12 protein-coding genes and 3 tRNA genes are annotated in these 16098 nt (G+C 51.5%); 8 read left to right on the forward strand and 7 right to left on the reverse strand.

The features are described from left to right. The first annotated feature begins 52 nt into the window (after nucleotides 1-52). From ACO0K8_RS00870 to ACO0K8_RS00880, 3 genes are all read left to right on the forward strand, one after another. Nucleotides 53-128, forward strand: a tRNA-Gly gene (locus tag ACO0K8_RS00870). 56 nt (nucleotides 129-184) lie between these two features. Next, nucleotides 185-260: transfer RNA gene (locus ACO0K8_RS00875), tRNA-Gly, on the forward strand. Between the two features lie 83 nt (nucleotides 261-343). Beyond that, a tRNA-Cys gene (locus ACO0K8_RS00880) sits at nucleotides 344-417 on the forward strand. A 150-nt stretch (nucleotides 418-567) separates the two neighbouring features. On the opposite strand, the gene ACO0K8_RS00885 is transcribed toward ACO0K8_RS00880, so the two are convergent. The 6 genes from ACO0K8_RS00885 to folD form a co-directional block, all read right to left on the reverse strand. Further along, nucleotides 568-1836 (reverse strand): D-amino acid dehydrogenase, encoded by a 1269-nt coding sequence (locus tag ACO0K8_RS00885; RefSeq protein WP_422945832.1) that lies wholly within the window; start codon nucleotides 1834-1836, stop codon nucleotides 568-570. A 119-nt stretch (nucleotides 1837-1955) separates the two neighbouring features. Continuing rightward, nucleotides 1956-2312 carry a hypothetical protein gene (locus ACO0K8_RS00890; RefSeq protein WP_422944738.1) on the reverse strand — a complete coding sequence of 119 codons (357 nt, stop codon included), beginning with the start codon at nucleotides 2310-2312 and terminating at the stop codon, nucleotides 1956-1958. Then, on the reverse strand, nucleotides 2309-2734 hold the full coding sequence (locus ACO0K8_RS00895; protein ID WP_422944739.1) for a DNA polymerase III subunit chi: 426 nt from the start codon (nucleotides 2732-2734) through the stop codon (nucleotides 2309-2311). Before ACO0K8_RS00895 ends, ACO0K8_RS00890 begins: the two co-directional genes overlap by 4 nt. 16 nt (nucleotides 2735-2750) lie before the next feature. Further along, a complete protein-coding gene (locus ACO0K8_RS00900) occupies nucleotides 2751-3356 on the reverse strand; it encodes a glutaredoxin family protein (RefSeq protein WP_422944740.1) in 606 nt (201 codons plus the stop codon). An 82-nt stretch (nucleotides 3357-3438) separates the two neighbouring features. Further along, nucleotides 3439-5511 (reverse strand): M3 family metallopeptidase, encoded by a 2073-nt coding sequence (locus ACO0K8_RS00905; protein WP_422944741.1) that lies wholly within the window; start codon nucleotides 5509-5511, stop codon nucleotides 3439-3441. 1 nt (nucleotide 5512) lies between these two features. Beyond that, nucleotides 5513-6358 (reverse strand): bifunctional methylenetetrahydrofolate dehydrogenase/methenyltetrahydrofolate cyclohydrolase FolD, encoded by an 846-nt coding sequence (gene folD / locus ACO0K8_RS00910; protein WP_422944742.1) that lies wholly within the window; start codon nucleotides 6356-6358, stop codon nucleotides 5513-5515. Between the two features lie 589 nt (nucleotides 6359-6947). Here folD and aceE point away from each other — a divergent pair. The 5 genes from aceE to ACO0K8_RS00935 all read left to right on the forward strand — a co-directional run bounded on the left by aceE (nucleotide 6948) and on the right by ACO0K8_RS00935 (nucleotide 15078). Further along, nucleotides 6948-9644, forward strand: a complete 2697-nt coding sequence (gene aceE / locus ACO0K8_RS00915; protein WP_422944743.1) for a pyruvate dehydrogenase (acetyl-transferring), homodimeric type — start codon at nucleotides 6948-6950, stop codon at nucleotides 9642-9644. Between the two features lie 103 nt (nucleotides 9645-9747). After that, nucleotides 9748-11088 carry a dihydrolipoyllysine-residue acetyltransferase gene (gene aceF, locus ACO0K8_RS00920; RefSeq protein ID WP_422944744.1) on the forward strand — a complete coding sequence of 447 codons (1341 nt, stop codon included), beginning with the start codon at nucleotides 9748-9750 and terminating at the stop codon, nucleotides 11086-11088. A gap of 13 nt (nucleotides 11089-11101) precedes the next feature. Then, nucleotides 11102-12901, forward strand: coding sequence for a dihydrolipoyl dehydrogenase (gene lpdA / locus ACO0K8_RS00925; protein WP_422944745.1), 1800 nt, complete (start codon nucleotides 11102-11104; stop codon nucleotides 12899-12901). Between the two features lie 524 nt (nucleotides 12902-13425). Next, the gene (locus ACO0K8_RS00930) at nucleotides 13426-14496 is read left to right on the forward strand and encodes a hypothetical protein (RefSeq protein WP_422944746.1); all 1071 of its coding nucleotides are present in this window, start codon (nucleotides 13426-13428) and stop codon (nucleotides 14494-14496) included. A 231-nt stretch (nucleotides 14497-14727) separates the two neighbouring features. After that, nucleotides 14728-15078 (forward strand): antibiotic biosynthesis monooxygenase family protein, encoded by a 351-nt coding sequence (locus ACO0K8_RS00935; protein ID WP_422944747.1) that lies wholly within the window; start codon nucleotides 14728-14730, stop codon nucleotides 15076-15078. Between the two features lie 149 nt (nucleotides 15079-15227). Here ACO0K8_RS00935 and ACO0K8_RS00940 read toward each other — a convergent pair whose 3' ends face one another. Next, on the reverse strand, nucleotides 15228-16094 hold the full coding sequence (locus ACO0K8_RS00940; RefSeq protein WP_422944748.1) for a LysR substrate-binding domain-containing protein: 867 nt from the start codon (nucleotides 16092-16094) through the stop codon (nucleotides 15228-15230). Nucleotides 16095-16098 lie beyond the last annotated feature (4 nt).

The following is a 16098-nucleotide window of genomic DNA, read 5'->3' on the forward strand; positions in this document are numbered from 1 at the left end:
TTGTTGTAATGGTTTTAGTAGTGCTCGATGTAAGAAGTAGTAAGTAACACATGCGGGAGTAGCTCAGTTGGTAGAGCGCAACCTTGCCAAGGTTGAGGTCGAGAGTTCGAGCCTCTTCTCCCGCTCCAGATTTTGTTGTAATGGTTTTAGTAGTGCTCGATGTAAGAAGTAGTAAGTAACACATGCGGGAGTAGCTCAGTTGGTAGAGCGCAACCTTGCCAAGGTTGAGGTCGAGAGTTCGAGCCTCTTCTCCCGCTCCAATTTCAAAGAGCAGATTTTCCTTTGATCTGTTTTATAGTTGCACCGCTTTTTTGTTATCAGTTTTAATGAAAAACGCACCCCTGGCGGGGTAGCAAAGTGGTTATGCAGCGGCCTGCAAAGCCGTTTACGCCGGTTCGATCCCGACCCCCGCCTCCAATATTTCTCCCTTTGAAAAAAATAAGTTACGAAAACAATTCGCAGATGAGTTAAGCGCGGATTGTCTGCGGTATTTTTTTTGTCCTTAGCTCACTCTTGCTATAGTTGATCCACTTATTCCAGGGAGAAGTGGTGGCCGCCTTTTGTTGGTTATAGTCCGCTAAATTTGAAAGCCACTTCCGGCATGCTCCCGCCGATTATTTCGCTTATCGCGCGTCCGGAACCTGCGCCCATAGTCCAGCCCAGACTGCCGTGGCCGACATTGAGATAGAGATTGTGAAACTTTGTTTTCCCGATATAAGGGCGATTGGAAGGTGTCAATGGCCTTAGCCCAGACCAATAAATTGGGTTTTCGTAACAGCACGCATCAGGAAACAGCTCGCGAGTGCGGCGAGTAATTGCTAAGCAGCGGGCTGTATTAAGTTCGCGCGAGTAACCATTAATCTCGCAGGTCCCCGCCACGCGCAGGCGCTCACCCAAGCGTGATATTACGAGCTTATAGCCGTCGTCCGTGAGGGAAACGCAGGGTGCTTGATCTGGTTTGACGATAGGGTAGGTCGCCGAATAGCCCTTGCCTGGATAAATCATTAAATTTATACCCAATGGACGCAGTAATTGCGGTGCAAAGCTAGCAATGGCAACCACATAGGCATCCGCGTGCAAGATTTTGTATTGACCAGTTTCATCAATCACTTCAACACCGATAATCTTTGCGCAAGCGCCACTACCTTCAGAGAGTAAGCGCGTGACGCTTGTGTTGAATCGAAAAGCTACCCCTGCTGCAGCAGTTTGCTGCGCAAGGCCGCAGGTAAATTTGTGGGCATCACCTGATTCATCGGTTTCCGTATAATCACCACCGACTATCTTGTGACGCATGCTGGATAAGGCTGGTTCTTTTTTTACTACCTCATCGGCATTTATTGTGTTACGTGGGCAGCCAAGTTCGCGCATTAATTTTGCGGCATGCAAAGAGCGTTCGAACTCTTGTTGGTTGGTGTAGAAATGCAAAATCCCTTTGCTTAAGTTGTCGTAACTGAGTCCGGTTTCTTTGCGCACAGCCAGCAAGGTTTTGCGACTGTATTCTGACAGTGCAAGGATCTGGCGGATATTTTCATCAGTACGTTTGCGGCTGCATTCCCGTAAAAAACTTAAGCCCCAAAGCCATTGTTGCAGTTCAGCACGAGGTCGAAACAGTAGTGGTGCGTCGTCTTTCCCCAAATATTTTAAAAGCTTAAAAGGCGCATGGGGATTTGCCCAAGGTTCTGCGTGCGATACCGCAATTTGTCCGCCATTGGCAAAGCTGGTTTCTTGTGCGACGCCTGGTTGCCGCTCGATTACGCAAACATCATGGCCTGCTTTATTTAAAAACCATGCGGAGGAAGTACCGATGATGCCCGCGCCCAAGACCATGATCTTCATTGGTGTGCGCGCCACGGTGTCGCTACTAAGCTAAGCGTGTGCCATATTGGGTCAATGTGAGTCATCAAAGCAGTAGGAGGACGGGGCAGGGGCGCTGCTAGAAAAAATGCAGTAGGAGTTTATTTGGATATCTTGGCTTTGGTGATTTCTTGTGTAACGGCACGTGTAATCACCTCTTCCATCGTTTTGTGGAGTCCTGAGCGTATTTCTAATGCAAGACTCTCGACGGCGGTTTGCAAGACATCTGCCAGGCTATCTCTGACCCTGTGCTCGAGCACAAAATCAATCCGCCCCAATACTTGTCGTAAAACGTTTTCCCGTATGGTTTGTTCTAGTGTCTGCCACTGTTCTTCGCTAATCTTTGCCTGACTAAGAGAGGCTTGGTTGCTAGCATCCTCAAGTTGAAAATCAGAGTTCAGGCTGGGGTAAATTACTTCGGTAAGGACGGGGATGCTTGAGTCGATTTGATTATTCATGTTGATTTTGCGACGATGTGAGTTGGCGTCATGCCTTGCTGTTGATAGTTGCGGTAGCGCTCGCGGCCAGAATTGGTATCTTGTTGCTCGCTAGAGATGATTTCTATCAGGCGCGTAAAACGATTGAAATTTTTGGGAATGCGCTGCGTCAGATTGATGAGTAGCTCGTGATGCGGGAACTCTGCGTTGGCATCGTCCGTCAATATGATCGCAGTCTGGCGCGCCAGGGAATCACCAGACATCACATGAGGCAAAAAATCGCTTTCTGAGAAGTTCCAAAGTGCCTCATTGAGCTTGCTAAGTTGCACTTGGTCATTGTCAAATACCACCACTTTGCAGTTGGCTGCGCGGGCTTTTCTGATTAAACGGCAGGTGTAGCTAATTTTGTCGGCGACATTGCTGTGAAAGTCGATTCTAGTCATGATAGTCTGGTCGGGCTCAGAAACGAATACCAGATTCGGATTCCGATTTACGATTCGATTCTGGGGGCGCTTTCTCGGGAGCGTTCTTAGTTTTCGGCGCAGGTGCAGGGGCGGCCGACTCTGCCGCTGGATAGCGATATTCTTTAGGCAGTTTGCTGCTTTCTGGGTAGCCAGCAGTACTAAAGGCGGTGCGCCATTCTGCGCTGTTAAATCCGCGAAATTTGCTATTTTTAATTACCAGCAGCGGCAATTGCGTGTCGCCCCCCGCTTGCTTTAATTTGGCAATGTCATCGTTAGATGTGACAGTTTTTTCTGAAAACGGTATGCCTTGTTGTTTGAGTAATGCGCGTCCTTCATTGCAGGGCGCGCAGGATTCTGCGGTGTACAGGGTGACCGGGTTCATCGCAACCGCGGCAGCTAATTCAGGTGGTAATGGAACGCCGCTATTGTCGCTGCTGAGAGATTTTCTCTCTACTTGTTTAGCGTTGGCCGGTGGCGGTACATCGCTGTACGTTATTTTTCCATCCGCGCCTACCCATTTGTATAGCTCGGCGTGGGCATTGGCCGCTAACAGGCAGCTCAATAACAGGCAACTGGCATTAAATAAAGTGTGTGGTTTCATGGTCAAAATCTCCTTGGAGCAAATAGTGCATGATAGTGCATGATTTATCGATTGAACTGTATTTCAATTTGTAAGCGCGCCTTCAATTACTCATGCCGCTATGGCGCAACAGTGCATCTATGCTTGGGTCGCGATCGCGAAATGCGCGGAAAGATTCAATTGCCGGGCGCGAGCCGCCCACTTCCAACACTTCAGTCTGGAATTTTTTCCCAGCGCTGCGTGATAAGGTGCTGCCTTCGATTTTTGCCGCTTCTTCAAAAGCGCCGTAGGCGTCGGCAGATAAGACCTCGGCCCACTTGTAACTGAAGTAGCCAGCGGCATAACCGCCGGCGAAGATGTGGCCGAAAGAATGTTGAAAGCGATTAAACTCAGGGGGATTAAATACCGAGACTTGTTCCCTGACAGTATTGAGTATGTCTTGCACTAAATGAGCTCCGCCTGGGTGGGCGTCATTATGCAAGCGCAGATCAAACAGAGAAAATTCGACTTGGCGTAAAGTCTGCATGCCAGACTGGAAGTTTTTCGCGGCGATCATCTTATCGAACAGGGCGCGCGGCAAAGCTGCGCCGGTATCTGCATGCGCCGTCATATGCTGCAAGACATCCCATTCCCAGCAAAAATTTTCCATGAATTGTGAGGGGAGTTCGACCGCATCCCACTCTACGCCGGAGATGCCGGAGACTGACAAGTCCTCCACCTGGGTCAGCAAATGATGCAAGCCATGGCCGAATTCGTGGAACAAGGTGATCACTTCATCATGCGTGAACAGGGCTGGCTTCTTGACGCCATCTACGCTGACTGGCTCGCTGAAATTACAGGTCAGATATGCCACTGGTGTTTGCATGCCCTTGCTGGTGCGACGGCGGCCGCGCGCATCGTCCATCCAGGCACCGCCACGTTTGCCATCACGCGCATACAGGTCCAGGTAGAACTGACCGACCAGTTGGCCGTCTTTTTCTAGCCGGTAAAATTTCACGTCAGTATGCCAGCTAGGGGCACTGTCTAGCTTGATCTCTACCGCAAACAGGGTTTGGATCACGCGGAACAAACCATTTACCACCTTCTGCTCTGGGAAGTAGAGTTTCACTTCTTGTTCAGAAAAGGCATAACGCTGTTCTCGCAATTTTTCAGAGGCATAGGTGGTATCCCAGGCTTGTAAATCATCAAGGCCCAGATTGTCACGTGCAAAGGCGCGCAGTTCTGCCAGATCTTTTTCGGCAAAAGAGCGTCCGCGGGTTGCCAGGTCGAGTAGAAATTCACTTACTTGCGCCGGGGTTTCTGCCATCTTGGCGACCAGTGAAACTTCAGCATAATTTTTGTAGCCGAGTAAAACGGCTTCTTCTTTGCGTAGCTCGAGTAATTCGTTAATGATGCTGGTGTTGTCCCATTCAGGCTTGGCACCTAACTCTGAAGCTTTGGTAGCATTGGCACGATAGATACTTTCACGCAGCGCGCGATTTTCTGCGTATTGTAAAACCGGGAAGTAAGAGGGGAAATGCAGGGTAAATTTATAGCCTGGTTTTCCATCTTTTTCTGCCGCATTTTTTGCCGCCTGCAAGACGTCTTCCGGCAATCCTGAGAGCTCGCTCACATCTTCTACGAACAGACCGTAAGCGTTGGTCGCGTCAAGTACGTTTTCAGAAAACTTGGTCGACAAGGCAGCATGCTTTTCTTGTATCTCGGCATAGCGCTGTTTTTTATCATCGGTCAGTTCGGCACCGCTCAGGCGGAAATCCCGTATCGCATTGTTGATGATGGTTTTTCTGGCCGCTGGCAGTTGTTCAAAATTGGCGGCGGCGCGCAAGGCCTTGTATTTGTCGAACAGTGCCAGGTTTTGGCCTAGCTCGGTCCAGAATTCGGTGACGACGGGTTGATTCTCGTTGTAGACGGCGCGTAATTCAGGCGTGTCGACCACTGCATTGAGATGGCCGATGATGCTCCAGGCGCGTCCTAGTTGTTCGGTCGCGTCTTCTAAAGGCACTACAAAATTCTCCCAGCTTACCGGCTCTGTACTTTGTTCTAGTTGCGCCACTACCGCACGATTTTGTTCCAGTAAAAGCTCAATGGCTGGCGTGACGTGTTCTGGCAGTATCGCGTCAAAACGCGGCAAATCACTAAAGTCGAGTAGTGGAGAGGGAGAATTTGCTAGTGTCATATTAGGTTCTTTCAGCTGCTTCAATCGTGTTAACCAAGAGCATGGTAATTGTCATCGGGCCTACGCCGCCAGGTACCGGAGTGACATAGCCAGCGACTTCCTTGACGTTAGCGAAGTCGATGTCGCCACAGAGTTTTCCTTCATCGTCACGGTTCATGCCGACATCGAGTACCACGGCGCCAGGTTTGACCATGTCCGCGGTGACGATGTTGCGTTTGCCGGTGGCGACCACCAGAATATCTGCGTTACGGGTGTGGTAGCCCAGATCACGGGTCTTAGAATTGCAGATGGTGACGGTAGCGCCTGCTTGCAAGAGCAACATGGCCTGCGGCTTACCAACGATGTTCGATGCACCGACCACGACTGCATTGGCGCCACGTATTGGATAGTCGATCGATTCCAGCATTTTCATCACGCCATAAGGCGTGCAAGGGCGGAACAGCGGCTGACCTGTCATTAACAGACCGGCGTTGCTGATATGAAAACCGTCCACATCCTTGTTGGCAGCGATCGCTTCGATGACCTTATTGGCGTCGATGTGCGCAGGTAAAGGCAGTTGTACCAAGATGCCATTGATTTTTGGATCCTGGTTGAGTCGATCTATATGTGCCAGCAGCGCCGCTTCGCTGAGCTCAGCTTCATATTTCTCTAAAACCGAATAAAAACCACAGTCTTCGCAAGCCTTGACCTTGTTGCGTACATACACTTGTGAGGCCGGATTTTCACCGACCAAGATCACCGCCAGGCCTGGTTGTTTGCCCTGCGCGCTCAGTGCCGCGGCGCGTTGTGTCACGTCGGCTCGAATTTGTTGGGAAAGTTGGGTTCCGCTAATGATGTGGGCTGTCATGATGGGCTTTAGTGTAGATGTGTAAAGAAGAGTGCAAATTAGTTCAGACTAGGATTATAAGGGATGCATACAGGATGAGGGCGCTCAGTGATACTGAAAAGCCTTGATTAAGTGTGGTTTGTGGCGGTTATTGCGAAACCTGTGCTGCGCCCGATGACGCGGTTTTTTAGAAAAGTTAAAAATGCTCTGCGCAATATCCATGCGCCTTACAAGCCATTTATGCTCTGGAAGGCGCATGGATGCTGCGCGTAGCAAAAAAAGAGCGAATTTACTAGAAGAAAAAGTAATATATTTATTGAAATGATATTTTTCCCCAGGGTTTTGTTTGATGCCCGCATATTGCCAAATCAGGCGCGAATGCTAGGTGAAAAAGACATGAATATTTTTGCACCGCAGCACAAATGCCACATTATGAAATCATAAACCGCAATTTGAAAAATTGAAAAACTCCTGTTAGAATGCCTACACTAATACAATGATGTGCAATTTGTACTCGGTTTGTCTGCAGTTTTGAGATTCTATTTTGTTTGTCGTTACGTCCATAGCGCACTCCCCATAAGCGCACCCACTAGGAAAGAGGAGATTCTTTATGTCACCCCAGATAGACCAAGTTTTGGCGCAAGCCATCAATGATCCTGATGTTATCGAAACCAATGAATGGCTGGCGGCCTTAGAGTCAGTTATTGATAACGAAGGACCTGAACGCGCGCATTATTTGATGGAGCGCATGGTCGATCTGGCGCGCCGCCGTGGCTCGCATATCCCTTTTTCCAGCAATACCGCCTACGTCAACACAATACCGGCCGATGTCGGCGCGCATTGTCCGGGCAATCTCGAGATCGAAGAAAAGCTGCGTTCCATGATGCGCTGGAATGCGATGGCGATGGTGGTCAAGGCGAATCGTCTGGATGGCGATCTGGGTGGTCATCTGTCTAGTTTCGCTTCTTTGGCGAATATGTTGGGCATAGGTTTCAATCACTTCTGGCATGCACCTACTGAAGACCATGGCGGCGATTTGCTGTACATCCAGGGCCATTCTTCACCAGGCGTGTATGCGCGGGCCTTCCTGGAAGGCCGTCTGACCGAAGATCAGTTGCTGCACTTCCGCCGCGAAGTCGATGGCAAGGGTTTATCTTCCTACCCTCATCCGAAATTGATGCCAGACTTTTGGCAGTTCCCTACCGTGTCTATGGGCTTGGGCCCTTTGATGTCTATTTACCAGGCGCGTTTCCTGAAATACCTGCATGCGCGCGGGATTGCCGATACAGCCAATCGTAAGGTTTGGGCCTTTTGTGGCGACGGCGAGATGGATGAGCCGGAATCGATGGGCGCGATCGGTATGGCCGGGCGCGAACAACTCGACAATTTGATCATCGTTGTCAACTGTAATCTACAGCGTCTGGACGGTCCGGTGCGTGGCAACGGCAAGATCATTCAGGAGCTGGAATCCGATTTCCGTGGTGCTGGCTGGAACGTGGTTAAAGTCATTTGGGGCGAGGGCTGGGATGCCTTGCTGGCCAAAGATAAAGACGGCATCTTGCAAAAAGTCATGATGGAAACCGTGGATGGCGAATACCAAAACTACAAAGCCAAAGATGGTGCCTATGTACGCAGCCATTTCTTCGGCAAGCACCCTAAATTATTAGAGATGGTCGCGCAAATGTCGGATGACGATATCTGGCGTCTGACCCGCGGTGGCCATGATCCACACAAGATTTACGCTGCCTTTAAAGTGGCACAAGAGCATAAAGGTCAACCGACAGTCTTGCTGGTGAAAAGCGTTAAAGGTTTTGGTTTCGGTAAATCTGGTGAGGCGCGCAATACTGCCCATAACACCAAGAAGCTCGATGACGAAGCCATCAAGGCGCTGCGTGATCGCTTCCAGTTGCCGATCTCGGATGATCAGTTGCCGGCGATTCCTTTCTTCAAGCCGGCCGATGACACGCCAGAGATGAAGTATCTGCAAGAACGTCGCGCTGCCCTCGGTGGTTATTTGCCGCAACGCCGCCAGAAAGCGGATGAAGTACTGGTGGTGCCAGAATTGACGGCGTTCCAGGCGATGCTTGAGCCTACCGCCGAAGGTCGTGAGATCTCAACTACCGCAGCCTATGTGCGTGTCTTGACCGCCTTGTTGCGTGATTCCAGCCTGGGTCAGCGTATCGTGCCTATCATGGTCGACGAGTCGCGCACCTTTGGTATGGAAGGTCTGTTCCGTCAGATCGGTATCTTTAGTCAAGTCGGGCAATTGTATGAGCCTGTCGATAAGGATCAGGTGATGTACTACCGCGAAGATAAGGCCGGCCAGATTCTACAAGAAGGTATCAATGAAGCCGGCGGTATGAGTTCATGGATCGCTGCGGCGACTTCTTACTCGACGAATAACCGCGTGATGATTCCGTTTTATACCTACTACTCAATGTTCGGTTTGCAGCGCGTCGGCGATCTGGCTTGGGCGGCTGGTGACATGCGTTCACGCGGTTTCCTGATGGCCGGTACAGCTGGCCGTACTACCTTGAATGGTGAAGGTCTGCAACATGAAGACGGTCATAGCCACGTCTTGGCCTCAACCATTCCTAACTGCGTTCCTTACGATCCGACTTTTGCGCATGAGGTTGCGGTGATTATTCATGACGGTCTGCGCCGCATGGTCACCAATCAGGAAGATGTGTTCTATTACATCACCATCATGAACGAGAACTATAGCCATCCTGGTCTGAAAGCGGGGCAGGAAGAGGGCATCATCAAGGGTCTGTATCAGTTGCAAAAATCGCCTGAGACGACCAAGCACCGTGTGCAGTTGATGGGTTCGGGCACGATCTTGCGTGAAGTGATCGCCGCCTCTGATCTGCTGTTTGCTGATTGGGGGATTGCCGCTGACGTTTGGTCGGCACCATCGTTTACCTTGCTGGCACGTGATGGTCAGGACGCAGAGCGCTGGAATATGTTGCATCCAACCGATGATGCACGCCTGCCTTACATCACCGCGTGTCTGAAAGATACTCAGGGTCCTATCGTGGTCTCTACCGATTACATGCGTACTTTTGCCGAGCAGGTGCGTGCCTTTATTCCTAAGGGCCGCAGCTACAAGGTCTTGGGTACCGATGGTTTTGGTCGCTCCGATTCTCGTGCTAAATTGCGTGAGTTCTTTGAAGTGAACCGCTATTTTGTCGTGATTGCCGCCTTGAAATCGTTAGCAGATGAAGGTGCGATTTCTGCATCGGTAGTGGCGCAGGCGATAGATAAATATGGCATTGATGCTGAAAAAGCCAATCCAGTGTCGGTGTAAAAATATGCGTAGGGTGGGCACCGATCTTGTGCCCACGCGGTTGATTTAGGCATGGTGGGCAAAAAATGCCCACCCTACATAAAAGCAAAGCGGAGTGAATACTATGAGTGCAATCGAAGTCAAAGTGCCGGATATCGGCGATTTCAAGGAAGTGGAAGTCATAGAGTTGATGGTCAAGGTAGGCGATACCGTCAAACTTGATCAGTCACTGGTGACGGTAGAATCAGACAAGGCCAGCATGGAAATTCCCTCCAGCCACGCCGGTGTCGTCAAAGAGATTAAAGTCAAGGTCGGTGACAAAATCGCCGAAGGTTCTCTGCTGCTGATCGTAGAATCCGCTGGTGATGCCGCTGTTCCTGCTAGTGCAGCACCCGTAGCTGCCGCTGTGGCCGCAACCGCAACTGCTGCTACCCCGGTTGCAGCAGCTGACGCCGCGCCTGCACCAGCCGCATCAGCCGCAGCACCAGCCGCAATTGCTTCGGTGACGCCAGCTGGTAATGCGCACGCTTCGCCATCGATACGTAAGTTTGCGCGTGAACTCGGTGTCGATCTGACGCGGGTTTCCGGATCGGGCCAAAAAGGCCGGATTACCGAAGAAGACGTACAAAACTTCGTCAAAGGCATCATGTCCTCATCGACTGCTGCGCCAGCATTGGCTGCCAGTGCGGGTGGTGCTGGTAGCGCCACCAATGGTAGCGGCCTGGGTATCAACCTGTTGCCTTGGCCTTCGCTCGATTTTAGTAAATTCGGCGCGACCGAATTACTGCCTTTGTCACGCATCAAAAAACTCAGCGGCCCGAATCTGCACCGCAACTGGGTGATGATCCCGCACGTGACGCATTTTGACGAAGCCGATATCACAGGCCTGGAAGAGTTCCGTAAATCGTCCAATGATGCTTTGGTCAAGTCTGGCGTTAAGCTGACTATGCTGGCCTTTGTGATCAAGGCTAGCGTTGCGGCACTGAAGAAATTTAAGGCCTTCAATGCTTCCTTAGACGCCACCGGTGAAAACCTGATCCTGAAGTCTTACTACAACATCGGCTTTGCCGCCGATACGCCAAATGGCTTGATGGTGCCGGTGATTAAAAACGCTGACCAGAAAACCCTGTCGCAAATCGCGCTAGAAATGGGTGAGTTGTCGGCGCAGGCGCGTGACGGCAAGCTTAAACCTGCTGACATGCAAGGCGCGACTTTTACGATTTCCTCCTTGGGCGGCATCGGTGGTACGGCATTTACGCCTATCATCAATGCGCCTGAAGTGGCGATTTTGGGTCTCTCCAAGTCTTCCATGAAGCCGGTCTGGGATGGCAAGCAATTCGTGCCGCGCCTGATCCTGCCTATGTCGCTGTCCTACGATCACCGCGTGATCGACGGCGCGATGGCGGCCAAGTTCTCTGCGTATCTGGGCGATGTCTTGTCCGATCTGCGTAAAACCTTACTGTAAGCGGAGACTAATAATGAGCACGATAGAAATTAAAGTACCGGACATCGGCGATTTTAAAGAAGTTGAAGTCATAGAATTACTGGTCAAAGTGGGCGACACCGTTAAGGTCGATCAGTCACTGGTGACGGTAGAGTCAGACAAGGCCAGCATGGAGATCCCTTCCAGCCACGCCGGTGTCATCACCGAACTAAAGGTCAAGATCGGTGACAAGATTGCCGAAGGTTCTTTGCTGGCAGTAGTCACGGCAAGTGCTGATGCGGCACCTGCAGCGGCACCAGTTGCAGCAGCCCCCGCTCCAGTCGCAGTATCACCAGCTGCAGTAGCAGCACCGGCAGCACCGACAGCAGCGCTTACGGCTGCACCAGCCGCTTCCAGCTATGCCGGTCAAGTCGATGTTGAATGCGACATGATGGTGTTGGGCGCAGGTCCGGGCGGCTATTCGGCCGCGTTCCGTTCGGCTGATCTGGGCATGAATACCGTCTTGGTCGAGAAGTATGCCACCCTCGGCGGTGTCTGCCTCAATGTCGGTTGCATCCCGTCCAAAGCCCTGTTGCACGTGGCTGCCGTGATCGATGAAACCGCTTCCATGGCCAAGCATGGCGTGACGTTTGCCGCACCGGCAATCGACATTGCGGCTTTGCGCGGCTACAAAGAAGGCGTCATCAAAAAAATGACCACAGGCTTGTCCGGCATGGCCAAGGCGCGTAAGGTCAATGTAGTGCAGGGTGTCGGTCAGTTCGTCAGCCCGCATCACATCACCGTGACTGCGGCCGATGGCACGCAAAAGACCATACAGTTCAAGCAGGCGATTATCGCTGCAGGTTCTGCCGTAGTGAACCTGCCATTTGTGCCGGCGGACCCGCGTATCGTCGATAGTACCGGCGCGCTGGAATTGCGTCAGATCCCTAAACGCATGCTGGTCATCGGCGGCGGCATCATCGGCCTGGAAATGGCGACTGTGTATTCGACTTTAGGTGCGCGCATCGACGTGGTCGAGATGATGGACGGTCTGATGCAAGGCGCAGACCGCGACATGGTCAAGGTCTGGCAAAAGTTCAACGAAAAACGTTTCGACAATATTATGTTGAAGACCAAAACCGTAGCCGTAGAAGCACTGCCTGAAGGCATCAAGGTCACGTTTGAAGCCGCAGAAGCGGGCGCTGCTGCGCCGGCACCACAGCTGTACGATCTGGTATTGGTTGCGGTAGGCCGCAGCCCTAACGGCAAGAAGATCGCCGCCGACAAGGCTGGCGTGGCAGTGACGGATCGCGGTTTCATCAACGTCGATAAGCAGATGCGTACTAACGTGCCGCACATCTTCGCCATCGGTGACTTGGTCGGCCAACCTATGCTGGCGCACAAGGCGGTACATGAAGCGCATGTCGCAGCCGAAGCAGCGTTTGGCGAGAAAGCCTTTTTTGACGCCAAGGTCATCCCATCGGTGGCTTACACCGACCCTGAAGTGGCATGGGTAGGGATCACCGAAGACGAAGCCAAAGCTAAAGGCATCAAGCTGGAAAAAGGGCATTTCCCTTGGGCTGCCTCTGGCCGTGCAGTGGCCAATGGTCGTGACGAAGGCTTCACCAAGTTGCTGTTTGATGCGGAAACCAAACGCATCGTCGGCGGCGCCATGGTCGGCACCCACGCCGGCGACATGATAGGTGAGATCGCGCTGGCAATAGAGATGGGCGCAGATGCAGTCGATATCGGCAAAACCATCCATCCGCATCCAACTCTGGGTGAATCGATAGGCATGGCAGCAGAAGTCTACAAAGGCGTCTGCACCGATTTACCGCCTATGCGTAAGAAGTAAATCAGCGCTTAGCACTAGGATCTGAACTTTAGACCTAAGCCGCCAAAGCCTAAAAAGCCCGCGTGCAAGCAATTGCCAGCGGGCTTTTTTATTCAGAGTAAATAAAAATAGTGCCTAGCCCAGCGCGCATATTCCATGCGGGCTGCAGGGCAGGCAGGCTGGAAACCCGCATGGAATATGCGCAGTGACGTTGCCTGCATTTGAAATTGCATGCGGGGTAAACGATGAAGTCCTATACGCCTTACTGGCTTATGTATTGATTGCGGCTTCTGGGCCTGGTGTGTTCATATCGGTAGGGTGCGCCATGCGCACCGCTGGCGCGAGACCAACAGCAGGTAAATTCGGCAAGCATTGCTTCAAATGGTGCGCATGGCGCACCCTACGCTTGATTGATGACGCACAATTACATGTCAAATTAATAGCAATATTGTAAGCGCATCGCTTACAATCTCCAGTGTGGCCGCCGCTGAGGCGGTTTCGTCAAACAAAGTTCATCCGCCGCAAGCAGGCCGCGGATCTTATTTTTGCGTTCCGGTGCGGCGGATAAACGCTATTCGTTAGGCGTCATTAACCCCATGCTCCACGACAATCTTCTTAGCAGAATCTTCGACCATGTGGAAAACGGCGAAGTCGACAAGGCCGTTAGAACCTGCCTGCGTTTGTCTCGCCACATTGGCGATCACATGAATACAGCACTGTTCCTACGTGAACTCCTCGACGATAAGAAGGAAATCGAGCGCGTTTTATTTGATGAAACCAGTCATCTGAAGGAAGAGGCACAAAAGTACATATCCAAACAGTCATTCGAACGATGGTTAAATTCGCGAACCCTCCCGTTTAGTATGACGCAATCGACATCTGACGGCGAAGAACGGAATGTACTAGTGATCTCTGTTGGAGAGTTCCCGGCAGAACTTGAACAATGTGAAAAATCGATCTCAGACCTAAAACTGCCGCCAACTATGGGTGAGTACGACAGCGCTGCCTTTACGGATCGATACGACTCAATGAAGAGTGGATTTCGATTGCGAATCAAGGGAATTAACACTATAAAATCGAGAATTCTGAACCACTGTCAGAATTTTTCTATTCAAGTTGAAAAGCAACTGCAAGCCCAAAAGAAGTCAGTGACGTTCCTGCAAGCCGCGCAAAACGAGGTGCAAAACTACTTTAAAACCAGATCTGATGATGTCTATGAGAAGTTGCAGAAGGCCAATCAACTCGTGGACTCAAATTCCAGTGAAGATTTCTCATTGCTTCTTACTCAAGTGCGCAGAGCAATAAAATCGGTAGCCGATCATTTTTACCCAGCGGAAGTCGCACCCAAACGCTGCGCCGATGGCGTTGAACGCGTCTTGGGCGATGAGCAGTATCTAAACAGACTCCATGAGTTTGTCTACACGAGTTTCCCTCGATCGACCGCTACGGATCTCTTTCGGGCGGAGTTGGATTTCCTCCTGCTCTTCGCACGTAAACTTAACGACATTGCTTCCAAAGGCGTTCATGCAGATGTTTCGCTCTCAGAGGCGAAGCAGGGTTTTCTAGGGCTCTATCTATTTCTCTACAACCTATGTCAGCGGCTTGAAGAAAAATGACAACTAACGAGTAAGGTTAGATTGTGATCGCGAAGCGAGTCACAATCTAAAGAGGTCAGGGTCAGGCCTTTCGGTAACACATTTGCACGAGCTGCCAGGGTCAGGTCTTGCGTTGCAACAGCGTTGTGAAGCAAGGCGCACTCGATGTGCGGCATGCGCAATGCGCAGCAAGCTCAGTGGTAAACTGCTCGCTGCGAAGAAAATTCGATGAATATCCAATAGAGTGAGCACATGAGTTCAAAAGGTCCTGGGTTTGCCGTTTTGTATCGGTGGCGTCTGCACGAAGACGCTGAAGTATCATTTGTGAGAGCATGGACACGCGTTTCAGAGTTGCTGCTTTCTGAGCGTGGCTCGCTAGGCTCTCGTCTGCACCGCGGTCCCGATGGTCTGTGGTACAGCTATGCACAGTGGCCGAGCGCAGAAGCCAGAAAACAGGCATTCGCTCTCGAATCTGTCGATCCTGAAGCTGAGCGCCAGATGGCCGAGGCCATCGCCGAAGGGTTTCCTGAAATCGTTCTAGAGTCAGTCTCTGACCTCATGGTTCTACCTACAAAAAACCAAAAAAGTGGGCATCGCAATTGAATTCAAGCTTGCAACTCGGTAAGGCGTAGCGCGCTTCATCTATTCCGCCGTAGACAATCTCAAAACAGGCACCGCCACTGCGCATATTCCATGCGTGCTGCAGGCCAGGCAGGCTGGAAACCCGCATGGAATATGCGTGTTGGCGATACTCATTTTTGTTTTAGCTCCTGGCGCATCGCGTCTAAGGCTACCGACTGGTGGCCGGCGCGCCAGACTAAAACGGTTTTCACGCGTGCTAGCCGTTGCGGCAAGGTGGACACGGTAATCTCATTTTCTGCGCGCACGGTATCGAGTACCGAGCGCGGCATGATGGCTACGCCGGCGCCGGCCGCCACACAGGCGACGATGGCATGATAGGAGCCTAGTTCCAGCACGCGGTCAGGCACGGTGTCAGAGGCGCTTAGCCAATCTTCTAAAATGCGTCTATACGTACAGCCTGCCGGAAACGCGATCACGCTGCGTTTTTTTAAATCTCTGGCAGTCTTGACCGCTGGGGTATTCTTGGCGGTAATTAACACCAGTTCTTCGATGAAGGCGACTTCGGATTCGAGTTCATTCAGAGTAAATGGCTGGGCCACGAAGGCCGCTTCTATCTCAAAATTATGTAGCTTGGCGATCAGCGCGCCGGACGTACCCGGCACCAACTCTAACTGTACCTCTGGATATTTGAGGTGATAGTTTGACAGCAGTGGTGGCAGGCGTGCCGCCGCCGTGCTCTCCATCGTACCCAGGCGCAAGCTGCCGCGGGGTAAGCCGCTACGCATTGCCGATTCTGCCTCGGTCGCCAGACGCAGCAAGCGTTCTGCATAGCCCATCAGTATCTTGCCTTCGCTAGACAAATTGAGTTTGCCGCCGTGGCGCTGGAACAGTTGCACGCCCAGACGTTGTTCCAGATTTTGCACCCTTGTCGTGATGTTCGATTGCACGCGGTTCAGTTGGTTGGCGGCCTTGCTAATGCCGCCGTAATCGGCAACCGTCTTGAAAATATGCAGTGATTCCAGATCAATGTTTCTCATGCTA

The sequence above is a fragment of the Undibacterium sp. Ren11W genome (assembly GCF_049340485.1).
In the GTDB taxonomy this organism is placed as follows: Bacteria; Pseudomonadota; Gammaproteobacteria; order Burkholderiales; family Burkholderiaceae_D; genus Undibacterium.